Source organism: Nicoliella lavandulae, from assembly GCF_037546185.1.
Taxonomy (GTDB): domain Bacteria; phylum Bacillota; class Bacilli; order Lactobacillales; family Lactobacillaceae; genus Nicoliella; species Nicoliella lavandulae.
The window spans coordinates 103,896-124,025 of record NZ_JAWMWH010000001.1; the positions used below are offsets into that span (position 1 = coordinate 103,896).

General features: G+C 39.8%; 12 protein-coding genes. 1 reads left to right on the plus strand and 11 read right to left on the minus strand.

Annotated elements, in window-relative coordinates:
- Positions 1-65 precede the first annotated feature (65 nt).
- The 7 genes from R4146_RS00595 to R4146_RS00625 all read right to left on the minus strand — a co-directional run bounded on the left by R4146_RS00595 (position 66) and on the right by R4146_RS00625 (position 16,158).
- Positions 66-8,741, minus strand: a complete 8,676-nt coding sequence (locus R4146_RS00595; RefSeq protein WP_339959530.1) for a DUF5776 domain-containing protein — start codon at positions 8,739-8,741, stop codon at positions 66-68.
- A 356-nt stretch (positions 8,742-9,097) separates the two neighbouring features.
- Positions 9,098-10,057 (minus strand): ABC transporter ATP-binding protein, encoded by a 960-nt coding sequence (locus R4146_RS00600; protein ID WP_339960618.1) that lies wholly within the window; start codon positions 10,055-10,057, stop codon positions 9,098-9,100.
- Between the two features lie 2 nt (positions 10,058-10,059).
- A complete protein-coding gene (locus R4146_RS00605) occupies positions 10,060-11,136 on the minus strand; it encodes an ABC transporter ATP-binding protein (protein ID WP_339959531.1) in 1,077 nt (358 codons plus the stop codon).
- A gap of 13 nt (positions 11,137-11,149) precedes the next feature.
- Positions 11,150-12,178, minus strand: a complete 1,029-nt coding sequence (locus R4146_RS00610; protein WP_339959532.1) for an ABC transporter permease — start codon at positions 12,176-12,178, stop codon at positions 11,150-11,152.
- A gap of 3 nt (positions 12,179-12,181) precedes the next feature.
- Positions 12,182-13,111, minus strand: a complete 930-nt coding sequence (gene opp3b, locus R4146_RS00615; RefSeq protein ID WP_339959533.1) for an oligopeptide ABC transporter permease — start codon at positions 13,109-13,111, stop codon at positions 12,182-12,184.
- Positions 13,112-13,207: 96 nt separating this feature from the next.
- Entirely contained in the window at positions 13,208-14,848 is a 1,641-nt protein-coding gene (locus R4146_RS00620) for a peptide ABC transporter substrate-binding protein (RefSeq protein WP_339959534.1), read from the minus strand.
- A gap of 239 nt (positions 14,849-15,087) precedes the next feature.
- Positions 15,088-16,158, minus strand: a complete 1,071-nt coding sequence (locus R4146_RS00625) for a M24 family metallopeptidase (RefSeq protein ID WP_339959535.1) — start codon at positions 16,156-16,158, stop codon at positions 15,088-15,090.
- Between the two features lie 149 nt (positions 16,159-16,307).
- Between R4146_RS00625 and hflX the strand changes: the two genes are divergently transcribed.
- Entirely contained in the window at positions 16,308-17,588 is a 1,281-nt protein-coding gene (gene hflX, locus R4146_RS00630) for a GTPase HflX (protein WP_339959536.1), read from the plus strand.
- Between the two features lie 45 nt (positions 17,589-17,633).
- On the opposite strand, the gene R4146_RS00635 is transcribed toward hflX, so the two are convergent.
- The 4 genes from R4146_RS00635 to R4146_RS00650 all read right to left on the minus strand — a co-directional run bounded on the left by R4146_RS00635 (position 17,634) and on the right by R4146_RS00650 (position 20,050).
- Positions 17,634-18,455 carry a DUF6681 family protein gene (locus tag R4146_RS00635; RefSeq protein WP_339959537.1) on the minus strand — a complete coding sequence of 274 codons (822 nt, stop codon included), beginning with the start codon at positions 18,453-18,455 and terminating at the stop codon, positions 17,634-17,636.
- A gap of 14 nt (positions 18,456-18,469) precedes the next feature.
- Positions 18,470-18,955 carry a hypothetical protein gene (locus R4146_RS00640; protein WP_339959538.1) on the minus strand — a complete coding sequence of 162 codons (486 nt, stop codon included), beginning with the start codon at positions 18,953-18,955 and terminating at the stop codon, positions 18,470-18,472.
- Between the two features lie 91 nt (positions 18,956-19,046).
- Positions 19,047-19,625 carry a guanylate kinase gene (locus R4146_RS00645; RefSeq protein WP_339959539.1) on the minus strand — a complete coding sequence of 193 codons (579 nt, stop codon included), beginning with the start codon at positions 19,623-19,625 and terminating at the stop codon, positions 19,047-19,049.
- Positions 19,626-19,636: 11 nt separating this feature from the next.
- Positions 19,637-20,050: a bis(5'-nucleosyl)-tetraphosphatase gene (locus R4146_RS00650; protein ID WP_339959540.1), complete on the minus strand. Its 414-nt coding sequence runs from the start codon at positions 20,048-20,050 to the stop codon at positions 19,637-19,639.
- Positions 20,051-20,130: the final 80 nt, after the last annotated feature.

The window sequence follows — 20,130 nt, forward strand, 5'->3', positions numbered from 1 at the left end:
TTAGGATTTCCTAATGCCGCTTGTTTTTGTTTAAATGGAATTATTTATTAACTCCCATTCAATGATTATTTTTCATCATCAAACTTCACAAATCGTTTGTTAGTCGTTAGATAATGATTATCACTAGTTTCAAATCTAGTAATCGTCTTGTATGGGAATGCCTTATTAACCTTATAAGTAGTCCGATCACTCTTCTTAAGCAACTTAATTCGAGCATTCTTTTGATACTTAGCAGTCTTATAAGTGTAAACACCCTTTGAATTGATTACCTTGACTTTACCATCCTTAGATTTCTTCAAATCAGCAGGTTGATAATATGCATTCATTACATAGTTCTTATTAGCAGTTACATAACCGCCCTTAACAATGTAACGAACCCGACCAGCCTTCGAAAGTTTAACGCCAAGAACCTTGAATTGTTGTTGTTTTGCTCGAATTTGACGGGTTAACTTCTGCTTCCGACCATTCTTGGTAAAGCTTGACTTATCATATTTGTAGATATTATTAATAACTTGAATATGAAGTGGCTTCTTCTTTAGGCGTCTATTGAACCCTTCAATATATCCATTTTGATATTGTTTAGACTTACCACGAAGACTGCTACGTGACAATGAAGTGGTCCGATAGCCAGCCTTAAGTCCTGCATTGTATTCGGAATTAGCAGCACTACTAGAGCCATTTGAAGATGAAGATGGAACGTATGGTGTCCCTGAAGCATTGCTATTAGTAGCACTATTGGAACTAGAACTAGCAGGAACATTTGAATTAGAATTAGAACTAGGACTAGAGCTTGGCGTTCCATTATTTCCAGAATTGGAATTACTGGAACTTGGGTTATCTGCTGAATAACTATTAGCAGCAAATGAGGCAGCATTATAATCAGATTCAGCTTTTGTGCTAGCACTTTGAGCAATATTATTTAGGCTATTTGCACTGGATGATGCACTTCCAGCAAGCGCTGCGGCTACACTAGCCACATCAGCAGCACTTTGAGCACTTGCAAGATATGACTTAGCAGTAGTCATGTCATGACTAGCAGCGGCTGAATAAGCTTGTGATTGTAACGAAGCAGCTGCAGATGCTGCAGATGCTGCAACGCTTGATTGATCAGCTGCGACATTATTAGCATTATTAGCATCACTCGCAGCTGATACTGCTTGGCCATGAGCACTAGCTGCATCACTCGCATATGATGATAATGATGGTAGCATTGAGTATTGGCTAGCTAAATCAGCAGTCAAACTAGCATATTTTTCAGCAGTTCCCATTGCATTAAAAGCACTCTTAGCACTATTATTAGCGCTGCCAGCTGCTTGACTTGCAACTGCAGAGTCCATAGCGGCTCTAGATGCTGGATTATCATTGAACGATCCGTTGTATGCAGAATTGGCAACTGACTCTGCAGCAGAAACCGCAGAATTAATATTACTTACTGCACTAGCAACAGCTGATGAATTTGGCACAGCTGAGCTAGCAGCAGATTGAGCCGCTGATTCAGCACCAGCAAGTGCTGTTGATGCTGAACTCATAGCACTAGCCACTGCTGAACTATTACCAAATGGATCATTGGATGTAGCTGAACTAGCGGCACTGGCAGCACTGCTAAATACTGAATTAGCAGATGAAATTGTTGCAGATAAATCAGCAGACGAAGCTAAACTAGCAGCACTCGAAGCACTTTGAGTAGCTGAGCTCATACTGCTATTTGCAGAATTTAGAGCTCTGTTAGCTGAACTTACAGTATTAGGAACATCACTTAGCGCACTCGAAGCATTATTAGCAGTAGCAGCTGCAGAACTTGCAGTACTTGCAGCCAAACTAGCAACATTAGCCTCACTCGATGCCGTTGCAGTATCACCAGCCGCAACTGCACTTGAGGCAGCTGAACTTGCAGCACGAGCTTGAGCAGCTGCAGAATTAGCAATCGAATTTGCGCTTGAAATAGTATTAGATGCACTTGCAGCTAAACTATTTGCTGATTGAATTGCTGCATTAGCACTCGAGGCGGAATTAGCGAGCGAATTTGCACTGGAAGCAGCTGCATTCGCACTGCTTAGTGCAGACTGAAGTGCTGAGTCGCTTGGATGATTGCTTGCCATTGAAGCAACTGCACTGGCAACGGAATTAATCGAACTAGCCATACTGCTTGCAGAGTTATAAGTGCTATTTGCACTGGAAGCATTGTCAGCAATAGAACTAGCTAGACTGCTACTACTTGAATTAGAATTGGCAGTGTTAGCAGCAGCACTGGATGCGGCGCTAGATGCACTATTTGCCATCGAGTTTGCCGAACTACCAGCTGTGGCAATTGCAGCAGCTGCGCTAGCATTCTTACTAGCAGCTTGAGCAGCATTACTTGCAATTACAGAATCATTAGTAGCTCTGTTAGCAGCATTGGATGCATTTGAAGCGGCCGTACTTGCATCGATTTCCGCTTGAGCAGCATTCGAATTTGCCGAAGCAACTGAATCGGCTGCTGAAGCAATGGCTTTGGTAGCTGAACTAATAATAGAAGATGCAGAAGGATTACTTGAATCACTCAAGGCAGAATTTGCAACTGATTCATTACTATAAGCGATTGAAGCAAAATGATTGGCAGCACTGACTGCAGAACTTGCTAATGAAGTAGCATCATTGAAAGCACTCTTAGCTGAACTAGCCTGACTAGAAGCAATTGATGCATCCGTGTTAGCAGAATTTACAAGACTAGCATTACTTGAAGCTTCATTTGCAAGGCTACTAATTGCACTATTATTAGAATTAACACTAGCGATTGATGCAGCAGTACTTGTAGCACTATTAGCCGAGCTAATTGATAAACTAGCTTCACTACTTTTCGCTGATGCTACTGAACTAGCTAATGATACCGCACTTGCATAATCATTAGCATTGTTTGAATGAACAACGGCATTACTTGCAGCATCTGAAGCTCGTGATGCATTTAATGACGTATTAGATGGTAATAGGCTAGCAGCAATTGATTGCGCATTTGATGCAGCTGAGCTAGCGGTAGATGCTGCAGAACTTGCTGTACTATTAGCAGAACTTGCTAAACTAGCAGCGCTAGATGCAGCACTAGCTGCATTACTAGCATCTTTACTTGCCGAATTGGCTGTACTATTAGCAGAACTTGCTAAACTAGCGGCACTTGAGGCAGTAGAGTTATTAACTGACGCAGTAGAATTATCACCTTTGGATGCAGCGTCCGATGCGGCCTTAGCAGCACTTGAGGCAGCACTAGCCGCACTTGAGGCAAGACTAGCGGCACTGGAAGCATCGCTGCTTGCTTTAGAAGCAGCAGCAGTGTTGGAACTAGCAGTATTGTTAGCAGAACTAGCGGTATTGTTAGCAGAACTTGCTTCACTAGCAGCAGATTTTGCGGTATTCGCAGCACTACTTACGTTAGAATCATTAGGCACAAGTGAACTAGCAGAACTTGCCTCACTAGCAGCCTTACTTGCATTACTATTATTACTTGATGCTTGCGAAGCATTACTACTCAATGCTGAATTAGCACTACTTACGTTGGATGCATCATTGGATACACCACTATTAGCCTTGCTTGCATTACTTGCATCATCACTAGCCTTACTTGCGGCACTGGAGGCAGCACTAGCAGAATTACTTCCAGCATTAACATTATCGCTTACACTAGCAGTTACTGAAGTAATCGCATCATTTGCAGATAACGCTGCAGATGATGCAGACTTAGCAGAAGTTGCAGCATTAGAAGCTGAACTTACTGCACTATTAGCAGCATCTGCAGCTACTTGAGCTGCAGACTGTGCGCTAATTGCATCTGAAGCAGCTTGAGAAGCGTTGTTAACTAGTTGATCACCAAGATGATAATCATGATTTGTATAAGCTGAAGCAGCAGAAACGGAAGCTAAACTTACAGTTTTAGCTGCTGATGAAGCAATTGAATTTTGTTGAGCAACTTCAACAGATGCTGAGCTAGCGATTGCACCTTCAGATTGGGCAATGATATTTGCACTTGACGCTGCAGATGCAGCAGATGAAGCAATTGCATTATACGAGCTAGCAGCAGATAATCCACTCGAAACAACACTGTTTTGAGGATACTTAGAAGCCAAGTCGGCAATTGAATTTGTCTTACTATTAGCTTGATCAGCCGCACTTGAAGCTACAGAATTAGCAGTACTAGCATCTTTTGCATAACTATCTGCATTCGATGCCGAAACAGAAGTTGATGAGACAAGTGATACCGTCTTACTAGTTGCACTAGCAACAGTGCTTGAAGCAGATGACGTAACACTATTTCCAGACGATGCAGTTGAAGATGGATTAACAGGATGGGTACTGTCCATGCTATTAGCCTGGGAGGCATTAGCACTAGCAACTGAATTAGCTGAACTAGCCGTTGATGCGGCGGAAGTACCAGCACTAGCAGCACTTGAGGCAATAGAATTAGCTGAATTAGCTACAGATGCAGCAGATGAAGCAGCTTTGGAGGCAGCATTAGCTTGTGAAGCAGCAGAACTAGCATCACTAGCTGCCTTGGAAGCAGCAGCGCTATTCTGTGCGCTGATGGCAGAACTTAAAGCAGCAGATGCACTAGCAGCAGCACTGGAAGCATTGCTTAATTCTTGTGCAGCACTGGAAGCAGCGGAACTAGCACTAGAAGCAACATCAGAAGCACTAGAAGCTACCTTAGAAGCAGAATTAGCAACTGAATTAGCTGAACTAGCTTGTGAAGCAGCACTGGAAGCAGCACTAGCAGCCGATGCGATTGCTGAATTACCAGGGTTGTTAGAAGCTGCGGTAGATGCAGTTTTTGAAGCTAAGTTAGCTTGACTAGCGGCAGAACTAGCAATTACGCTTCCATTATTAGCGGCACTAGAATTAGTATTCGCGGATTTACTTGCATTGTTAGCATCTGATGATGCACTTGCGACCGCACTACTTGCTGATGAAATCGCACTATTTGCTGAACTAACTGCTGCACTGTTATTAGCAATTGCATTACTGATTGCATCTGATGCAGATTTAGCCGCATTAGATGCATCGACAGCAGCACTACTTGCTACAGCTTGATCACTTTTGGCTCGTTGTTCAGCACTAATGGCACTTTGAGCAGCTGCATTAACCGCAGCAGATGCTGAATTAGCATTACTTGCAGCAATTGATGCTTGAGCAGCGGCACTAGCTGCCGAGTTAGCATAAGATGCTGCTGATGAACCAGTAGCTGAACTAGCTAAAGTAGCATATGAACTAGCAAGACTATTTGCAGAAGATACAGCGTTTGACTGATTACTAAATACACTAGCTGCAGTGTCAGCAGCTGATTTAGCACTAGATGCAATACTTGAAGCACTAGCAGCATCTGATGATGCAGATAAAGCAAGCGAGTTTGCTGAAGCAATTACCGAAGATGCACTTGATACATCTGGATTGCCACTATTGTTACTCCCTAAGCTAGCGATTGCAGCCGATGCTGAATTTGTACTCGACGCTTCACTTCCTGTTTGTGAAGACGCACTACTAGTTGCAGCTGATGCCGAATCTGCACTTGACTTATCACTATTAACGCTATTAGCAATAGCACTAACTGCAGAATTATTTCTATTTGCTGCACTTGATGCAAAATTAGCATCACTATGATTACCATTATCAATTGCATTTGAAGCAGCGGAACTAGCCTTATTTGCTTCACTTGCAGCAGCGCTATTTGCAGAATTAGCGGCACTATTTGCAGAACTAGCAGCACTGGAAGCGTCTGCTGCATCCTTAGCAGCACTACTTGCCTTTGCTGAAGCGGTAGCAGCTGCACTTGACGCTTGATCTGCGGAACTTCTAGCGGCTGCAGCTGCTGATGAATCACCCTTTTCAGCTGCAGATGCTGCATCTGACGCTGCTTTAGAAGCTAATGATGCATTATCTGATGCCAATGAAGCAGCACTTGATGCAGCTTGAGAGGCTGAATTAGCTTTACTACTATTTAACGAAGCAGTGGATGCAGCGGATGAAGCAATGTTTGCATAACTAGATGCAGCGGATGAAGCGGATGAAGCATCCTTAGCATTATTGGCCACAGACGAATCATTTGGATATTTGCTTGCAATTGATGCCGCAATACTATTAGCATCACTAGCAGATGATGCAGCACTTGCTGCCTTAGATGCAGATTCATTAGCTGCACTACTTGCTGATGATGTAGATTTCGAATCAGAGTCAGCACTACTACTATCAGATGCGGCAGACTTAGCAGAAGACGCAGCTGATGATGCAGCGGATGCAGCTGCATTTGCATCGCTATTTGCACTATTAGCATTGTCAATTGCAACTTTAGCTGCAGACGATGCAATGACTGCATAGCTGGAGATTGCAGAAGATAGAGCTGAAGCTTGTTGGCTTGCTAGATTTGCTGCAGAGGATTCTAAAGTACCTAATGATAATGCTGTAGAAGCCGCACTTAATGCTATATTCATATTAGATTGAGCAACACTTGCGGATGACATTTCTGCAGCAGCTGAACTTGTATTTCCTAATGTAGCAGCTGTATTAACTGAGCTAATTGCTGCACTTAAATCATTTGCGTAAGAAGACACAGCAGAAGAAGCACTTGATGCTTGGGAAGCATACGATACGGCTTTTAATGATGCACTGGATGCATTAGAAGACTGACGATTTAAATCAGATGATGCTACGCTTGCAGCATTAGAAGCACTACTTGCTACAGTATAAGCTGAATTAACAATCGAATTATTTGGATAACTACTACTTAGCGAACTTAATTCACTTTGCGCAGGATTAATTGAATTAGTAATTGAATTTTGAGCTGATGCACTTGATGAAGCTATAGAAACTGAAGAAGCGCTAACACTACTATATAGCGATTGAGTAACATTATACATAGATTGTGCATTGGAGTTTGCTGTAGTAGCTGCATTAGAATAGGTTGAAGCTATTGAACTGGCAATACTATTGATTAAAGAAGAATATGAGTCGATAGCTGAAGATCCAAGTGGCGAAGCATCAAAAGAATCTTGACTTACTCTTGGCCAATATACTAAAGCTTCCTTTTGCCCACTAGCTTTATTAAGTAAAGTTGCATAAACAGATGCTGTACTATTATAAGAATTAATTTCATTTTGTGCATTATTAACCACATCTGCAATACTTTTAGGATCGTTAGCAGAATTAAGACTATTAATTGCACCACCAAAACGAGACTGTGCTGCGCTCAATAATCCTGAAACCGCAGAACTAAGAGAACTAATGTAAGTATAATTATTAGCAGAAGAATATCCTAAATCACTTAAAATACCAGATACATTATTTGAAAGTGAACTAACACTAGAACTACCAGTGGAAATAGCACTATTTGCATTCACAAAATAAGATTCTAAACTACTATTTGAAAATTGATTGCCGTATACGTTTTTATTAATGTAAGCACTATATTCATTACTTAGGCTACTAAACCTACTAGTAGAACTTTTATAATTTGATAAATATGATGCAATACTATGAGAATATGACGATGCAATGCTTCCATAGTAACTATTAACAGAATTATAGTCTAAATTAGGACTTGAAGATAATGAACTTACAGCTGAAGATGCTGCAGCAATTGCTCCATATGACCCATTATGATAATAGTTATAAATAGCAAGCGCATTACTAGCAACATAGTTCATTGAAGAAAGATTTCCAACAATAGAATTAGATGCCAAGCTTACGCTAGCCATATAATTACTAAATGCACTAATATAGGAATTAACTGAATCATTGTAGGATTGAACTGTGCTACTCATGTAGCTTTCGTCAGCAGATGAACTGCCACTTGTCCACGACATAACCACTGCATTTGCACTACTTGCAAATGCACTAAATGTAACATAACCAGATTGCATTGATGAAATTAAATCTTTAATATCATTAACTGATGATGCAACACTTGTAGCTAAAGAGTCAGCATATATAGATCTTACATTAGAGTTAATTGAAGAAAATGAATTAACAACTGAAGCAGCTTGGCTATTATATGAATCTACATTTTGATAAGAACTGCTATACAAAGAAGCTGTACTAGCAAAATTAGATAAGTATTCAGACAAAGAACTTTGCATGCTTTGCACATTAGAAAATTCATTTTCCATCCGATTAGACACCGTTAAGTCAGATGCTAGTAAAGAAGCGCTACTTAAACTAGCAATTGAAGCAGAAAGTTGTCCATCACTTGCACTTGCGCTAGACGAGCTACTTGATGAACTATTGCTTGATGATGATTGAGCGTTCGAGCTATTAGATGAGCTAGAATCAGCACTTGATGAATTATTAGTAGAAGAAGCAATACTGCTGCCACTACTAAATGGATTTACATTATTAATAACTAATGTATTTGTGTTAGATGTAGCATTACTGTTACTTTGATTATCATCATTACTATTACTAGATGAAGAACTATCACTTGTAGTGTTGCTACTGGAGCTGGTCACATCACTACTATCACTAGCTGAATTACTGCTAGTATTAGATGAGCTACTTGCAGAAGAACTCGCAGCGGACGAGCTATCAGACCCACTACTGTTTGCGGTACTTTGACTACTGTTGTTTCCATAATTGTCTTGAACAGCAGCATGAACAGTATCTTGGTATGTAAAACCAGTGCCTAGTACTCCAATAACTGATATTGAGACTACTACCCAGTTTCTTTTCACCTTTTTCATGATTTTCTTTTCATTTATTTTTTTATATTCAAATTTATTATATTTCATCTTCAGTATCTCCTTTTTTATGTAAATAAAAAAACGAGGCTTTTTAAATAAACACCGAATTCAGTAAAGTCTTATAAGTTATATTATACAACGTAACCAGGTTTTTTTTAACCATTATAAAGAATTAATTTTAATCCCATTAAAATTAACTAAACATTTATTAATTATTAATTAATGCCAAATAAGACGTTTAATAATTTTGTACAAATTAAGCCCATCCCACTATAAAAAATTCGCTACCCTAAAATACTAATAATATCAGCACGAAAATGCAACCATTTTTTATTATAGTCAAACCACTATCTCGATGAGTTCAAAAAAAATAACCGTAATCTAAATTACGGTTATTTTTTTAGCTAGTCTTCAAATAATGGTGTTTCCTTCAAGCGTTCTTTATACTTAGGAATTTCATCTTCAGCAGCACTAACGAAGTGGCCAGGAGCAATCTCGACCATTGAACGTTGTTTACCATCGCTTTCTTGACTAGGATCATATTCAATTACTTTACGTTTCCGTTCATATTCAGGATCTGGGAATGGAACGGATGATAATAAACTACGGGTGTAATCATGCAATGGATGCTTGTATAACTCGTCAGCATCAGCAATTTCTAACATTCGGCCATAGTGCATTACCCCAATGCGATCACTGATGTATTTAACCATTGATAAATCATGAGCAATGAAGAGATATGTTAATCCTCGCTTGCGTTGTAAATCCTTCAATAGGTTAACTACTTGGGCTTGAATTGAAACATCCAAGGCTGAGATTGGTTCATCAGCAATGATAAACTTAGGCTTAACAGCTAAAGCCCGCGCAATCCCAATCCGTTGCCGTTGTCCACCAGAGAATTCATGTGGGTACCGGGTAGCATGATCCTTACTTAACCCAACGGTTTCTAATAGTTCATCTACTTGTTGGTTTCGGTCGGCTTCATCCTTAGCTAAATGGTTAATATCAATACCTTCCGCGATAATGTCACGAACCTTCATCCGTGGATTCAAGGATGCATATGGATCTTGAAAAATCATTTGAATGTCACGTCTGAATTTTTGCCATTGTTGTTTACCCTTTAATTTGGATACATCTTCACCTTCGAAGGTAATCTTACCATCAGTAGGATTGTATAGACGGATGATTGCTCGACCAGTGGTAGTCTTTCCAGAACCAGATTCACCAACTAATCCAAAGGTTTCACCCTTATAGATATGAAAACTAATGTCATCGACCGCTTTAACGGCATCTTTTTTCGTAATATTAAAGTATTGCTTTAAGTGCTCTACGTTTAAAATTACAGGCGCATCTTTATTTTCCATCATTACTCACCACCATTCTGAACTTGTTCGAGGGAGATACCCTTTAATTTAGCATAAATCTTTTGGCGTTCAACGATTTGTTCGGGCGGTGTAACCTTTGGTGCCCGCTTATCTAATAACCAGGTTGCTGCATAGTGTGTATCTGAAACCTTAAAGAACGGTGGTTGTTCTAAAGTATCAATCTTTAGAACGTATGGATTCCGGGGCGCAAATGCGTCTCCCTTAGGTGGATCCAATAAATCAGGTGGCGTTCCTGGAATTGAAGGTAGTGTTGAGCTCTTCGTATTCACCGTTGGCATTGAGTTCAAAAGGCCCCAAGTATATGGGTGCTTTGGATTATAGAAGATTTCATCAACCGTTCCATATTCCACAATTTCACCGGCATACATAACTGCCACCCGGTCAGCCATCCCAGCAACGACCCCTAAATCATGGGTAATAAAGATAATTGAAGTATCAATTTTAGTCTTCAATTCGTTCATTAAATCAAGGATCTTAGCTTGAATGGTAACATCCAAGGCGGTCGTTGGTTCATCAGCAATAATAATTTCTGGATTGTTAACCAATGCAATTGCAATCACGATCCGTTGCCGCATCCCACCAGAGAATTGGTGAGGAAAGTCATTGATTCGTGCTTCAGCGTTAGTAATACCCACTAGTTTAAGCATCTTTAATGCCTTATCCATAGCAGTTTTCTTGTCCAACCCCTGATGAATCATTAAGGGTTCTGCTACTTGTCGTCCAATGCGCATCGTTGGATCCAGTGAAGTCATTGGATCTTGGAAAATTTCAGCGATTTCGTTACCACGTAATCCACTTAATTCTTTTTCACTCATCTTCAACAAGTCTTGATCTTTATATTTAATACTTCCGCCAGCAATCTTAGCGTTATTGGCCATCAAGCCCATAATCGTTCTGGTGGTTACCGTTTTACCAGAACCAGATTCACCAACGATCGCAAGGGTTTCACCCTTCTTCAAATCAAAGCTAACGTCACGAATGGCCTTGACCTCACCAGCGTAAGTATCGAAATTTACTTTTAAGTTACGTACTTCAAGAACATCATTTTGGTTTTCCATCGTAAATTGGCACCTACTTTCTAGATTTTGGATCGAAGGCATCCCGCATTCCATCACCTAAGATATTGAAGGCAATCATCAATAGGATCAACACGATTGCAGGTCCCCACATTTGATATGGTAAGAACTGGAAGTTTTGTTGTCCATTATTGATCAAAGTCCCAAGAGAAGCCTTTGGTGCTGAGATTCCAATCCCAATGTAGGAAAGGAATGCTTCGAAGAAGATTGCGTTTGGAATCGTGAACATCGTATTAATAATGATCACACTAGTTAAGTTAGGCAATAAATGCTTAACCGCAATCTTGAAGGGACTTTCACCCAGTGTCCGAGCTGCTAATACGAATTCTTGGTCCTTAAGTTCCAAGGTTTGTGCCCGTACTAGCCGAGCCATATTAATCCAACTAGTAAATGCAATGGCAATGATAATTGCAGTCATACCGGGTTTTAATACTAAGATCAAAAGTACCATAACCACTAAGTTTGGAATTGAAAGCATAATTTCAATGATCCGTTGCATAACACTATCAGTAGTACCGCCCTTCATTCCGGAAATTAATCCGTAGGCAATTCCAATGGTTAAATCAAAGAAAGTTGCAACTAATGCGATAATTAATGAAATCCGCGTCCCGTATAGGATTCTGGATAGTAAGTCCCGACCTAAGTAGTCAGTTCCTAACCAGTAGTTAACCCCATTTGCAATGTGGGCTTGCGCATAAGCATCCACTCTCGTGCCACTTTGGACCAACGTTCCATTTAATCCTGGAATAAATTCAAGGAATGGAATCCGTGGTGGTAAGTTAGCATGACTGGGGTTCGTTGCGTTTGGATTAGCTGGTGACCAAATCATTGAGCCAAAAGCTAATACAAATAAAATAATTAAAATAACTAGTGAAACCATTGCGGCTTTATTTTGCTTTAAACGACGCCAAGAGTCTTGTAAGAAAGTAAGTGATGGCGCAGCAATTTTTTCACTATCTAGATGCGCACCATCTGGTAAGCGGTCAAACGCATCTGCTGGTAATTGTTGTTGTTTATCTGCCATCTATTAACCCTTCTTTCCTGTAATTCTAATTCTTGGATCGATAATTCCATAAACAATGTCAGTTAATAATAACACCACACAAAGCATGAAACTATAAACAATCGTTAATCCCATGATGGTTGGATAGTCATTAGTCAACACGGACTTAACAAATTGTTCCCCAATCCCAGGAATGGAGAAGATGTTTTCCACAACCATTGATCCAGTCATGATGTTAACGGCCAATGGTCCCACGATCGTTACCAATGGAATTAAACTATTTCTTAATGCATGGTGATAGATAACCCCAGTTTTACCGAGTCCCTTGGCCTTTGCTAATTCGATGTAATCAGAGTTCAAAACATCGATCATTTCAGTCCGCATAAATCGAGCTGATTCAGCAAATGGTAATGCTGCTAATGCTAGGGTTGGTAATACGGTGTAAATTGGGCCACCCCATTCAGCAATTGGGAACCACCGTAGTTGAAGTCCGAACCAATTTTGGAGTAAGACTGCCAACACGAATGAAGGAACGGATACCCCTAAAATAGAAATAATGGTAGTCGTAGTATCTACCCATGTGTTCCGCTTGATGGCTCCAATGGCACCAACGACAATTCCGGCTAGCACTCCAATAACCATGGCTTGAATCCCCAATTGTAATGAAGCCCCGATCCGACTAGAAATTAAATATGAAACTGGTTGATCACTGAATTGGAATGATGTTCCAAAGTTACCAGTGATGGCGCCACCTAGATAGGATAAATATTGTGCCCAAACTGGCTTATCCAATCCGTATTGCTTATAAATCATCTGAATTTCAGATGGTGATAATTTTTCTTGGTTCGTTAGCGGTGTCCCAGGCATTAACTTCATCATGAAAAACGTAATGGTGGTAACGATGAATAAAGTTAAAATGAGGTAAAAGATCCGCTTACTTAGGTACTTTACCATTAAATCTCCTCACAATCTGTGTTAATAATCAATCTATAAACAGCAAAAGTAATACCATTGGATGATATTACTTTTTGCTAGTATTAATAATAACGTCTACTTAAGGTATGCGTCACGGAAGTTAAATCCAGCACCAGTGGTGGAGTATTCAAGTCCTTGAACTTTATCCTTACGAACTTGTGGTTGAACTTGTTGATACAATGGAACAATTCCATCATCTGACATTAATGTCTTTTCAGCATTTACAAGATCTTTCCAACGTTCGCCAGCATTATTAGCATTCTTGCCTTCAGCTTCGTTAATGTATTGGTCGTACTTAGCATTCTTCCAGTGACCATTGTTGTAAGCATTGTCAGAAGTAAATAGGTCTAAGAAAGTAATTGGATCTGGGTAATCAGCAATCCATGCACTAACAACTAAGTCAAACTTACCACTTTGTGAGTAACTTAAACGTGTCTTAAATGGAAGGTTTTGGTTAGTAATCTTCAATCCAGGTAACTTAGTAAGGTTACTTTGTAGTGCTTCAGTTGTCTTTGTACCAGCAGGAGTATCATCAGCAAGTAGAGTTAAACTAACACTCTTCTTACCTACTTCTTTAAGTCCCTTAGCCCAGTACTTCTTAGCTTCAGTTAAGTTGTAAGAAACGTCATTAGCAGTAGCATCTTTACTTTCAGAAGCATCAGCGAAGTCGGTTCCTTTGTATGATGATAACTTAGTTGGTACTAATCCCTTAGCTGGGAATGATCCATCACCTAAAACATCACTAGTAAGTGACTTACGGTCTAATGATAATGAAATTGCTTTTCTAATGTTAGCATTCTTCAATACAGGATTGCTCTTTTGATTCATTTCTAGATAGAAAGTAGCAGCTTGTGGCAATTCATGTAATTCAGGTGAATTCTTGAAGTTATTAACTTGTTGTTTACCAGATAATGTCGCAACATCAAACTTACCAGCTTGGTATTGGTTCAATGTAGTTCCAGCATCCTTAGAAACGATAAAGTTAATCTTATCTAACTTAGTCTTACTATTGTTGTAGTAGTACTTGTTACGAGTTAATGTCCACTTATCATTAGTTCCAGTCCAACCGGTTACCTTGAATGGACCGTTGTATACTTGGTCAGCACTCTTAGTTCCATAAGCCTTACCGTACTTTTCAACCACTTTTTGTGATTGTGGATAAAGTGGTGTCATTGAAGCAATGTACTTGAAGTAACTTTGTGGCTTGGAGAGGGTAATTACTAACTTGTAGTTACCTTCGGCCTTAACCCCTAATGATGAAACTGGCATTTGTTTCTTAGAAACAGCTTCATAGTTTGCGACATGGTCTAATAAGTATGAATATTGAGAAGCAGTCTTTGGATTAGCAGTTCTTTGAATTCCATAAACGAAGTCCTTAGCGGTAACTTCTGAACCGTTACTCCATTTTGACTTACGAAGGTTGAACGTATATGTTTTCCCATCCTTTGAAACTGTATAACTCTTAGCAACTCCTGGTTCAATCTTGTTATCCTTACCAACCATTAATAGTCCTTCGTTACTATTATTTAGTGTTTCAGCACTAATATGGTCAGTAGCATTAGATGGATCAAGAGTTGGTAAATTGGCTGATTCCTGCCAATTTAAGGTCTTGGTACTACCTGATTGTGAGCTACTATTGCTACTCCCACAGGCAGCTAATCCAAGGGCGGTAACTAGTGTAACACTACCGACCTTTGCTAACGTCTTTAACTTCATATGAACTCCCCCTGTTTTAACTAACTTAATAGTTAAATATGTTTAAAAATATTAATTGAGTCTAATATTAAATTAATATTAGATTAAAATCAATACCTTTTCACATTTATTTTTAATCAAAGGTGAATTGTTTTCATGATTAATGCTTACAAAAAGTTAAGAACACGCGCTTTAGCACCATTAGCATGTAAACAAAAAAATCGTAACTAATTTTAATTTAATTACGATTTTACAGCTAATTATTTAATAATGATCAATTCTCGGTTACTATGGGTCAACAATTCATATGCCGTTCCCTTGATCAAAACATCATCTTCAATTCTGATGCCACCCTTGCCAGGAAGATAGATTCCTGGTTCAGCCGTCATTACATAACCATCATAAATTTGTTGGGTTTGATTAGGGCCTAGAATAGGACCTTCATGGATGTCTAGGCCAATTCCATGACCACTACCATGACCAAAGTATTCACCATATCCTTGTTCTTTAATAAAATCACGGGCAGCCGCATCAACGTCCTTGCCAATTGCCGCACTATGCATTGCCGCAATCATCCTAGTCTGTGCTTCTTGGACTACTGCATATGCTTGTTTTAGCTCTGCTCCTGGATCACCAACCGCAAAGGTTCGCGTCATGTCAAAAGTATAATCGTCATAGTAAAATCCATAGTCAACGGTTACTAATTCACCTGATTGAATCAACTTATTAGTTGCTCCACCATGTGGTAATGCTGAACGATAGCCACTAGCCACGATTGTATCAAAACTTGGTTTACTAGACCCATGACTAGTCAACCAATCATATAAAAACCGTTCCACATCCCGTTCCGATAATCCAGCATGAACATAGTTTAATAAAGCTGCATATGATTCATCTGCTAGTTCAGCACTTTTCGTTAACGTTTGAATTTCTGCATCATCCTTTACGAACCGAATCGTTTCAATCAATTGATTAGTAGCCTGCAGCCGGTTGCCAAACAACGTTGCCAGTCGTTGATATGTAGCAAAATCTAATGAATCTTCAAAACCAACTGGCGATTCATTTTCATGCAATTGTTCAGCAGCTGCTTGATAATAATCCCGAGTAATTACCAGTTCAATGTCAGTATTAGCTAATTTGACTTTCATTTCAGTTTCATAGCGGCTATCCGTAATTAAAACGGCATGCTGCTTAGTGATGACCATGCACCCATCCCCCGCCAAACCATGAAAGCCACTTAAATAAATCAAGTTAAATTGGTTCGTCACGATCAAAGCCGCCATTCGCTTCGCCTTCATCGTAGCCCGTACCTTCTCAATCCGATTATTCATTATCAACACCCCCAAAATTAATTAGTAGCTATCATAAGTGGATTTGAGCTGAAAATCAAATAATTGACCACCGATTACTAGCTATCATTAGGCAAATTCGCAGAAATAGCTTAAAATAGTTAATAATAGTTTTATTTAGGAGGTTCTAAATGGAAAAATCATCAACTGAAATTCAACCAACCCCAGTGGTTACGATTGGATTGAACATCAAGGATAAACACTTTGATTACTCAATGGATGAGCTCAATAACCTGGTTACTGCTAATAACATGACCGTTACTGAGACCCTCGTTCAAAAAACCGACCATACCGATGCAGCGACTTACTTTGGTAAGGGGAAAGTCCAAGAATTAGCGACCGTCCTTGCTGATGATGGCGTTAGCACCGTCGTTGTTAACGATGAACTAAGCCCTAGTCAGATCCGGAATTTAGAAAAGCAAACCCAAGCTAAAATTATCGATCGAACTGGTTTGATTTTGGAAATCTTTGCTAACCGGGCGCGGACCCATGAAGCCAAGCTCCAGGTCCAATTAGCCAAGTTACAATACCAACTCCCTCGTTTGCACACCAGTGCTAGTCAACGCCTAGACCAACAAACTGGTGCTGGGGGCGGTGGCTTTACTAGTCGTGGTTCTGGTGAATCCCAATACGAATTAAACCGACGGACGATTCAAAACCAAATTTCCCACATCAAACATGAATTAAAACAAATTCAAAAGTCTGATCAAACCCAACGAAAACAACGTGAAGCAAATCAAATTCCAACGATTGCGTTGGTAGGTTATACTAATGCTGGTAAGTCCACCATTATGAACGAGTTGCTCGAACGATTCGGGGAAGCAGATAAGCAAGTGATGGTTAAAAACATGCTCTTTGCCACCCTAGATACTAACGTTAGACGCCTAACTTTCCCTGATAATAAAAAATTATTGATCAGTGATACCGTTGGATTCGTTAGCAAGCTTCCCCACCAATTAGTAAGTGCATTTCGCTCTACCTTGGCTGAAGCTGCTAGTGCTGATTTATTAGTACAGGTAGTCGATTATTCAGATGAAGATAGGCAATTAATGATGAACACTACTGAACAAACGCTAAAGGAAATTGGGGTCCCTAACATCCCCATGATCACGGTTATGAATAAGGCAGACTTAACCGACAGCCATTTTCCATTTCGCGAAGGCAATAATTTAATTATGTCGGCTAAGGATCCCAAATCCATCGATGAATTAGTAGCGATGGTCAAAGAACAAGTCTTTAAGAACTACGTGACGAAGGAATTATTAATTCCATTTAGTGACGGCCAAATCGTTGCTGAGTTAAACGAACGCGCTACCGTCCTTAAAACTGAATATTTGGATTCAGGAACCCAACTGACCGTTGAAATGCCTGAAAATGAACTACACCGGTTCGCTAAATACGTCCAAGCATAAAAAAGAAGAATCAACCTCCGTTGAACGGAATTGATCCTTCTTTTTTTAGCGTTTAAACGCAATTCGCATCTGAATGCGATAGGGTTGTTCTTGATCGACCGTACCGGCACGACCATTAATTTTGGAATTACCACCGACCATAATTGCGGCCGCAGCAAATAATTGGACCCGTTGTGGATTAATGCTGCGAATTGATTGTAGTCCTACTCGTTCAATAATTCCCACCCGCAGTAAGTGGGCTTGATTAATCCCTGCATAGGCTACGTAGTTACCAGCTTCTAGCTTTAAACTAAAGTGTGGAATCAACGCCCCGGCACAAATTGCATATGCCGGTTTGCGACTTTGTTGTAAGTAGTTTAATAAATCGTGTTCGCTTAGTCCAGCATAGTTATCAGTCATTAGTTCATTCGTCAACATATCATGAGCAATCATGTCAATGTTCTTTAATTCTAGCTCGCTACTATTGAGCTTAGCAGGTAACACGTGTTTCGGATCATAAAACCCATCGAGCGGAATTTGCCGAGGATTTTGAATATCATCAATGACGGGTTTGATCGAAACCCCTGCAGCTGCTTGTCTGGGCTTAATACCGAATAACTTTTCCACCTTAGGTGAAATATCAAATGGCGCCCGTCGTTCCGTAAAATAATATACGATATTTAAAAATAAAAAGTACAATAACACCGTTGCCGCGACTAAAAAGCCGACCCCTTGAAGCCAGATGTGATTCTTCAAGAACTTTACGGCAACGTAAAATAAGTAGAAATTAGCTAGTCCACCCACAATCGTGTAAATACGATTTTTTAATTTAGGACTAAAATTAATGTACCCGAGGTACTGATTAACTGCATCTAAAAAAGTAAACATTAAATTAGCCCTCCTTAATTATCCTGATTGTCGTCTGAACTGCTGCTACTGCTGCTATTATTACTTGATTGTGAACTATCGCTACTACTGCTTGCAGTTTTATCACCATCATCATTACTGGAACTAGCGGCTGATTGATCGTCCTTCCCAGAGGATGTCTTATCACTGCTGCTACTATCACTTTTATCCTTATTATTATCAGAGTGACTACTGCTACTATTATCGCTATTTTTACTACTGTCATCTCTACTACTGTCACTACTGCTATCTTTCGATTGGCTACTACTGTTATCTTTGCCCTTGTCCTTATCGTCACTTGGCTTTTTAGCACTGTTATCGTTATTACTAGGTTTATTAAAGCCACCTACTTCAGAAGTACGCACTGGTGCACCTTCATTCGTATTCGTAACCTTATTATTAACGATGTTAACCGCACTCATTGCCAATGCAATCGATAGAATTGCAAACGGCGTAATCAACGGCGGTGTTCGTTTATCCATTCAAAATCATCCCGCTTCTAAAATTAGTAACAACCAGTGTATCAGACATTGATAAAGAAACGGTTAAGGAAAGTTTAAAGATTGATAACTTTTATTGTAACTTTGCTAATAATTGTTCAATGAACTGATCTGCTTGTTGTTTCGCTTGTTTTAATTCGTTATTTTTAATTACCACCGCATGGCCAACTAGCGCTGATGGTAATTGTTGGTCGCGTGCGTATTCAGCACTTTTGACCCGCATCTTGATTTTAACAGGGTCGTCCCCCCGGGCTTCCATTCGTTTGCGCAGTGCTTCTGAACTATTGGGTCCTACGTCAATCGTTAAAAATAGGACCGCGACTTGATTCCCTAATTGCTTTAAGTATTCGACAGCGCCCTTCGTATCCAATACGATACACGCTAATGGAGCCTTTTGCCATGCAGCCTGCAGTCCTTCCATTGAAGAACCATACTGCGCACCGGCGTAATGGACGGACTCTAAAAAATGTTTACGAGCAAAACTAGCATCGTTTTCAAAGTAATAATCCACACCGTTTTGTTCTCCCGTCCGGGGTGCCCTTGTGGTATGAGTCACTACTTTAGGCAGATGATAATGTTCACAAAGATACTTGCAAAGGGTTGTTTTACCACTCCCGGCTGCACCAGTAATCACTAATACCATATTATTCATAATTAATCACCCTATCGTTCAGAAATGTATTTATTAGCAGCATCCATCAACGTCTTTAAGTTATCAAAGGTTAATTGCTTACGTGCTTGTTGATAATCAAACCAACCATAATTACTAATTTCAGCCACCTGGCGCGTAATAATTGAATCAGCAGGAACTAGTGCGGCAAAGAACTTAACCGTCTTGTGGTGCCCATTGTTCATATCATATTCCAAATCGTAATTAAAATTCGTATCTAACGTGATGTCTAAATTAGTTTCTTCCTTAGTTTCACGAATGGCAGCCGCTTCAAAATCTTCATTGCCTTCTAGATGCCCCTTTGGGAAGCCCCAAAAGTCAGCACTGGCACTCTTTAACAATAAGTATTCCGGATGATTATCAACCATTCGGTAAACAATTGCCCCACCGTCTAATTCAGTTTTCATAATTAATTCATCCTTTCAGTTGTTATTTTCTCATTTTTATTTCATAATTTTGATAATATATACTTTAATTATAACAAATC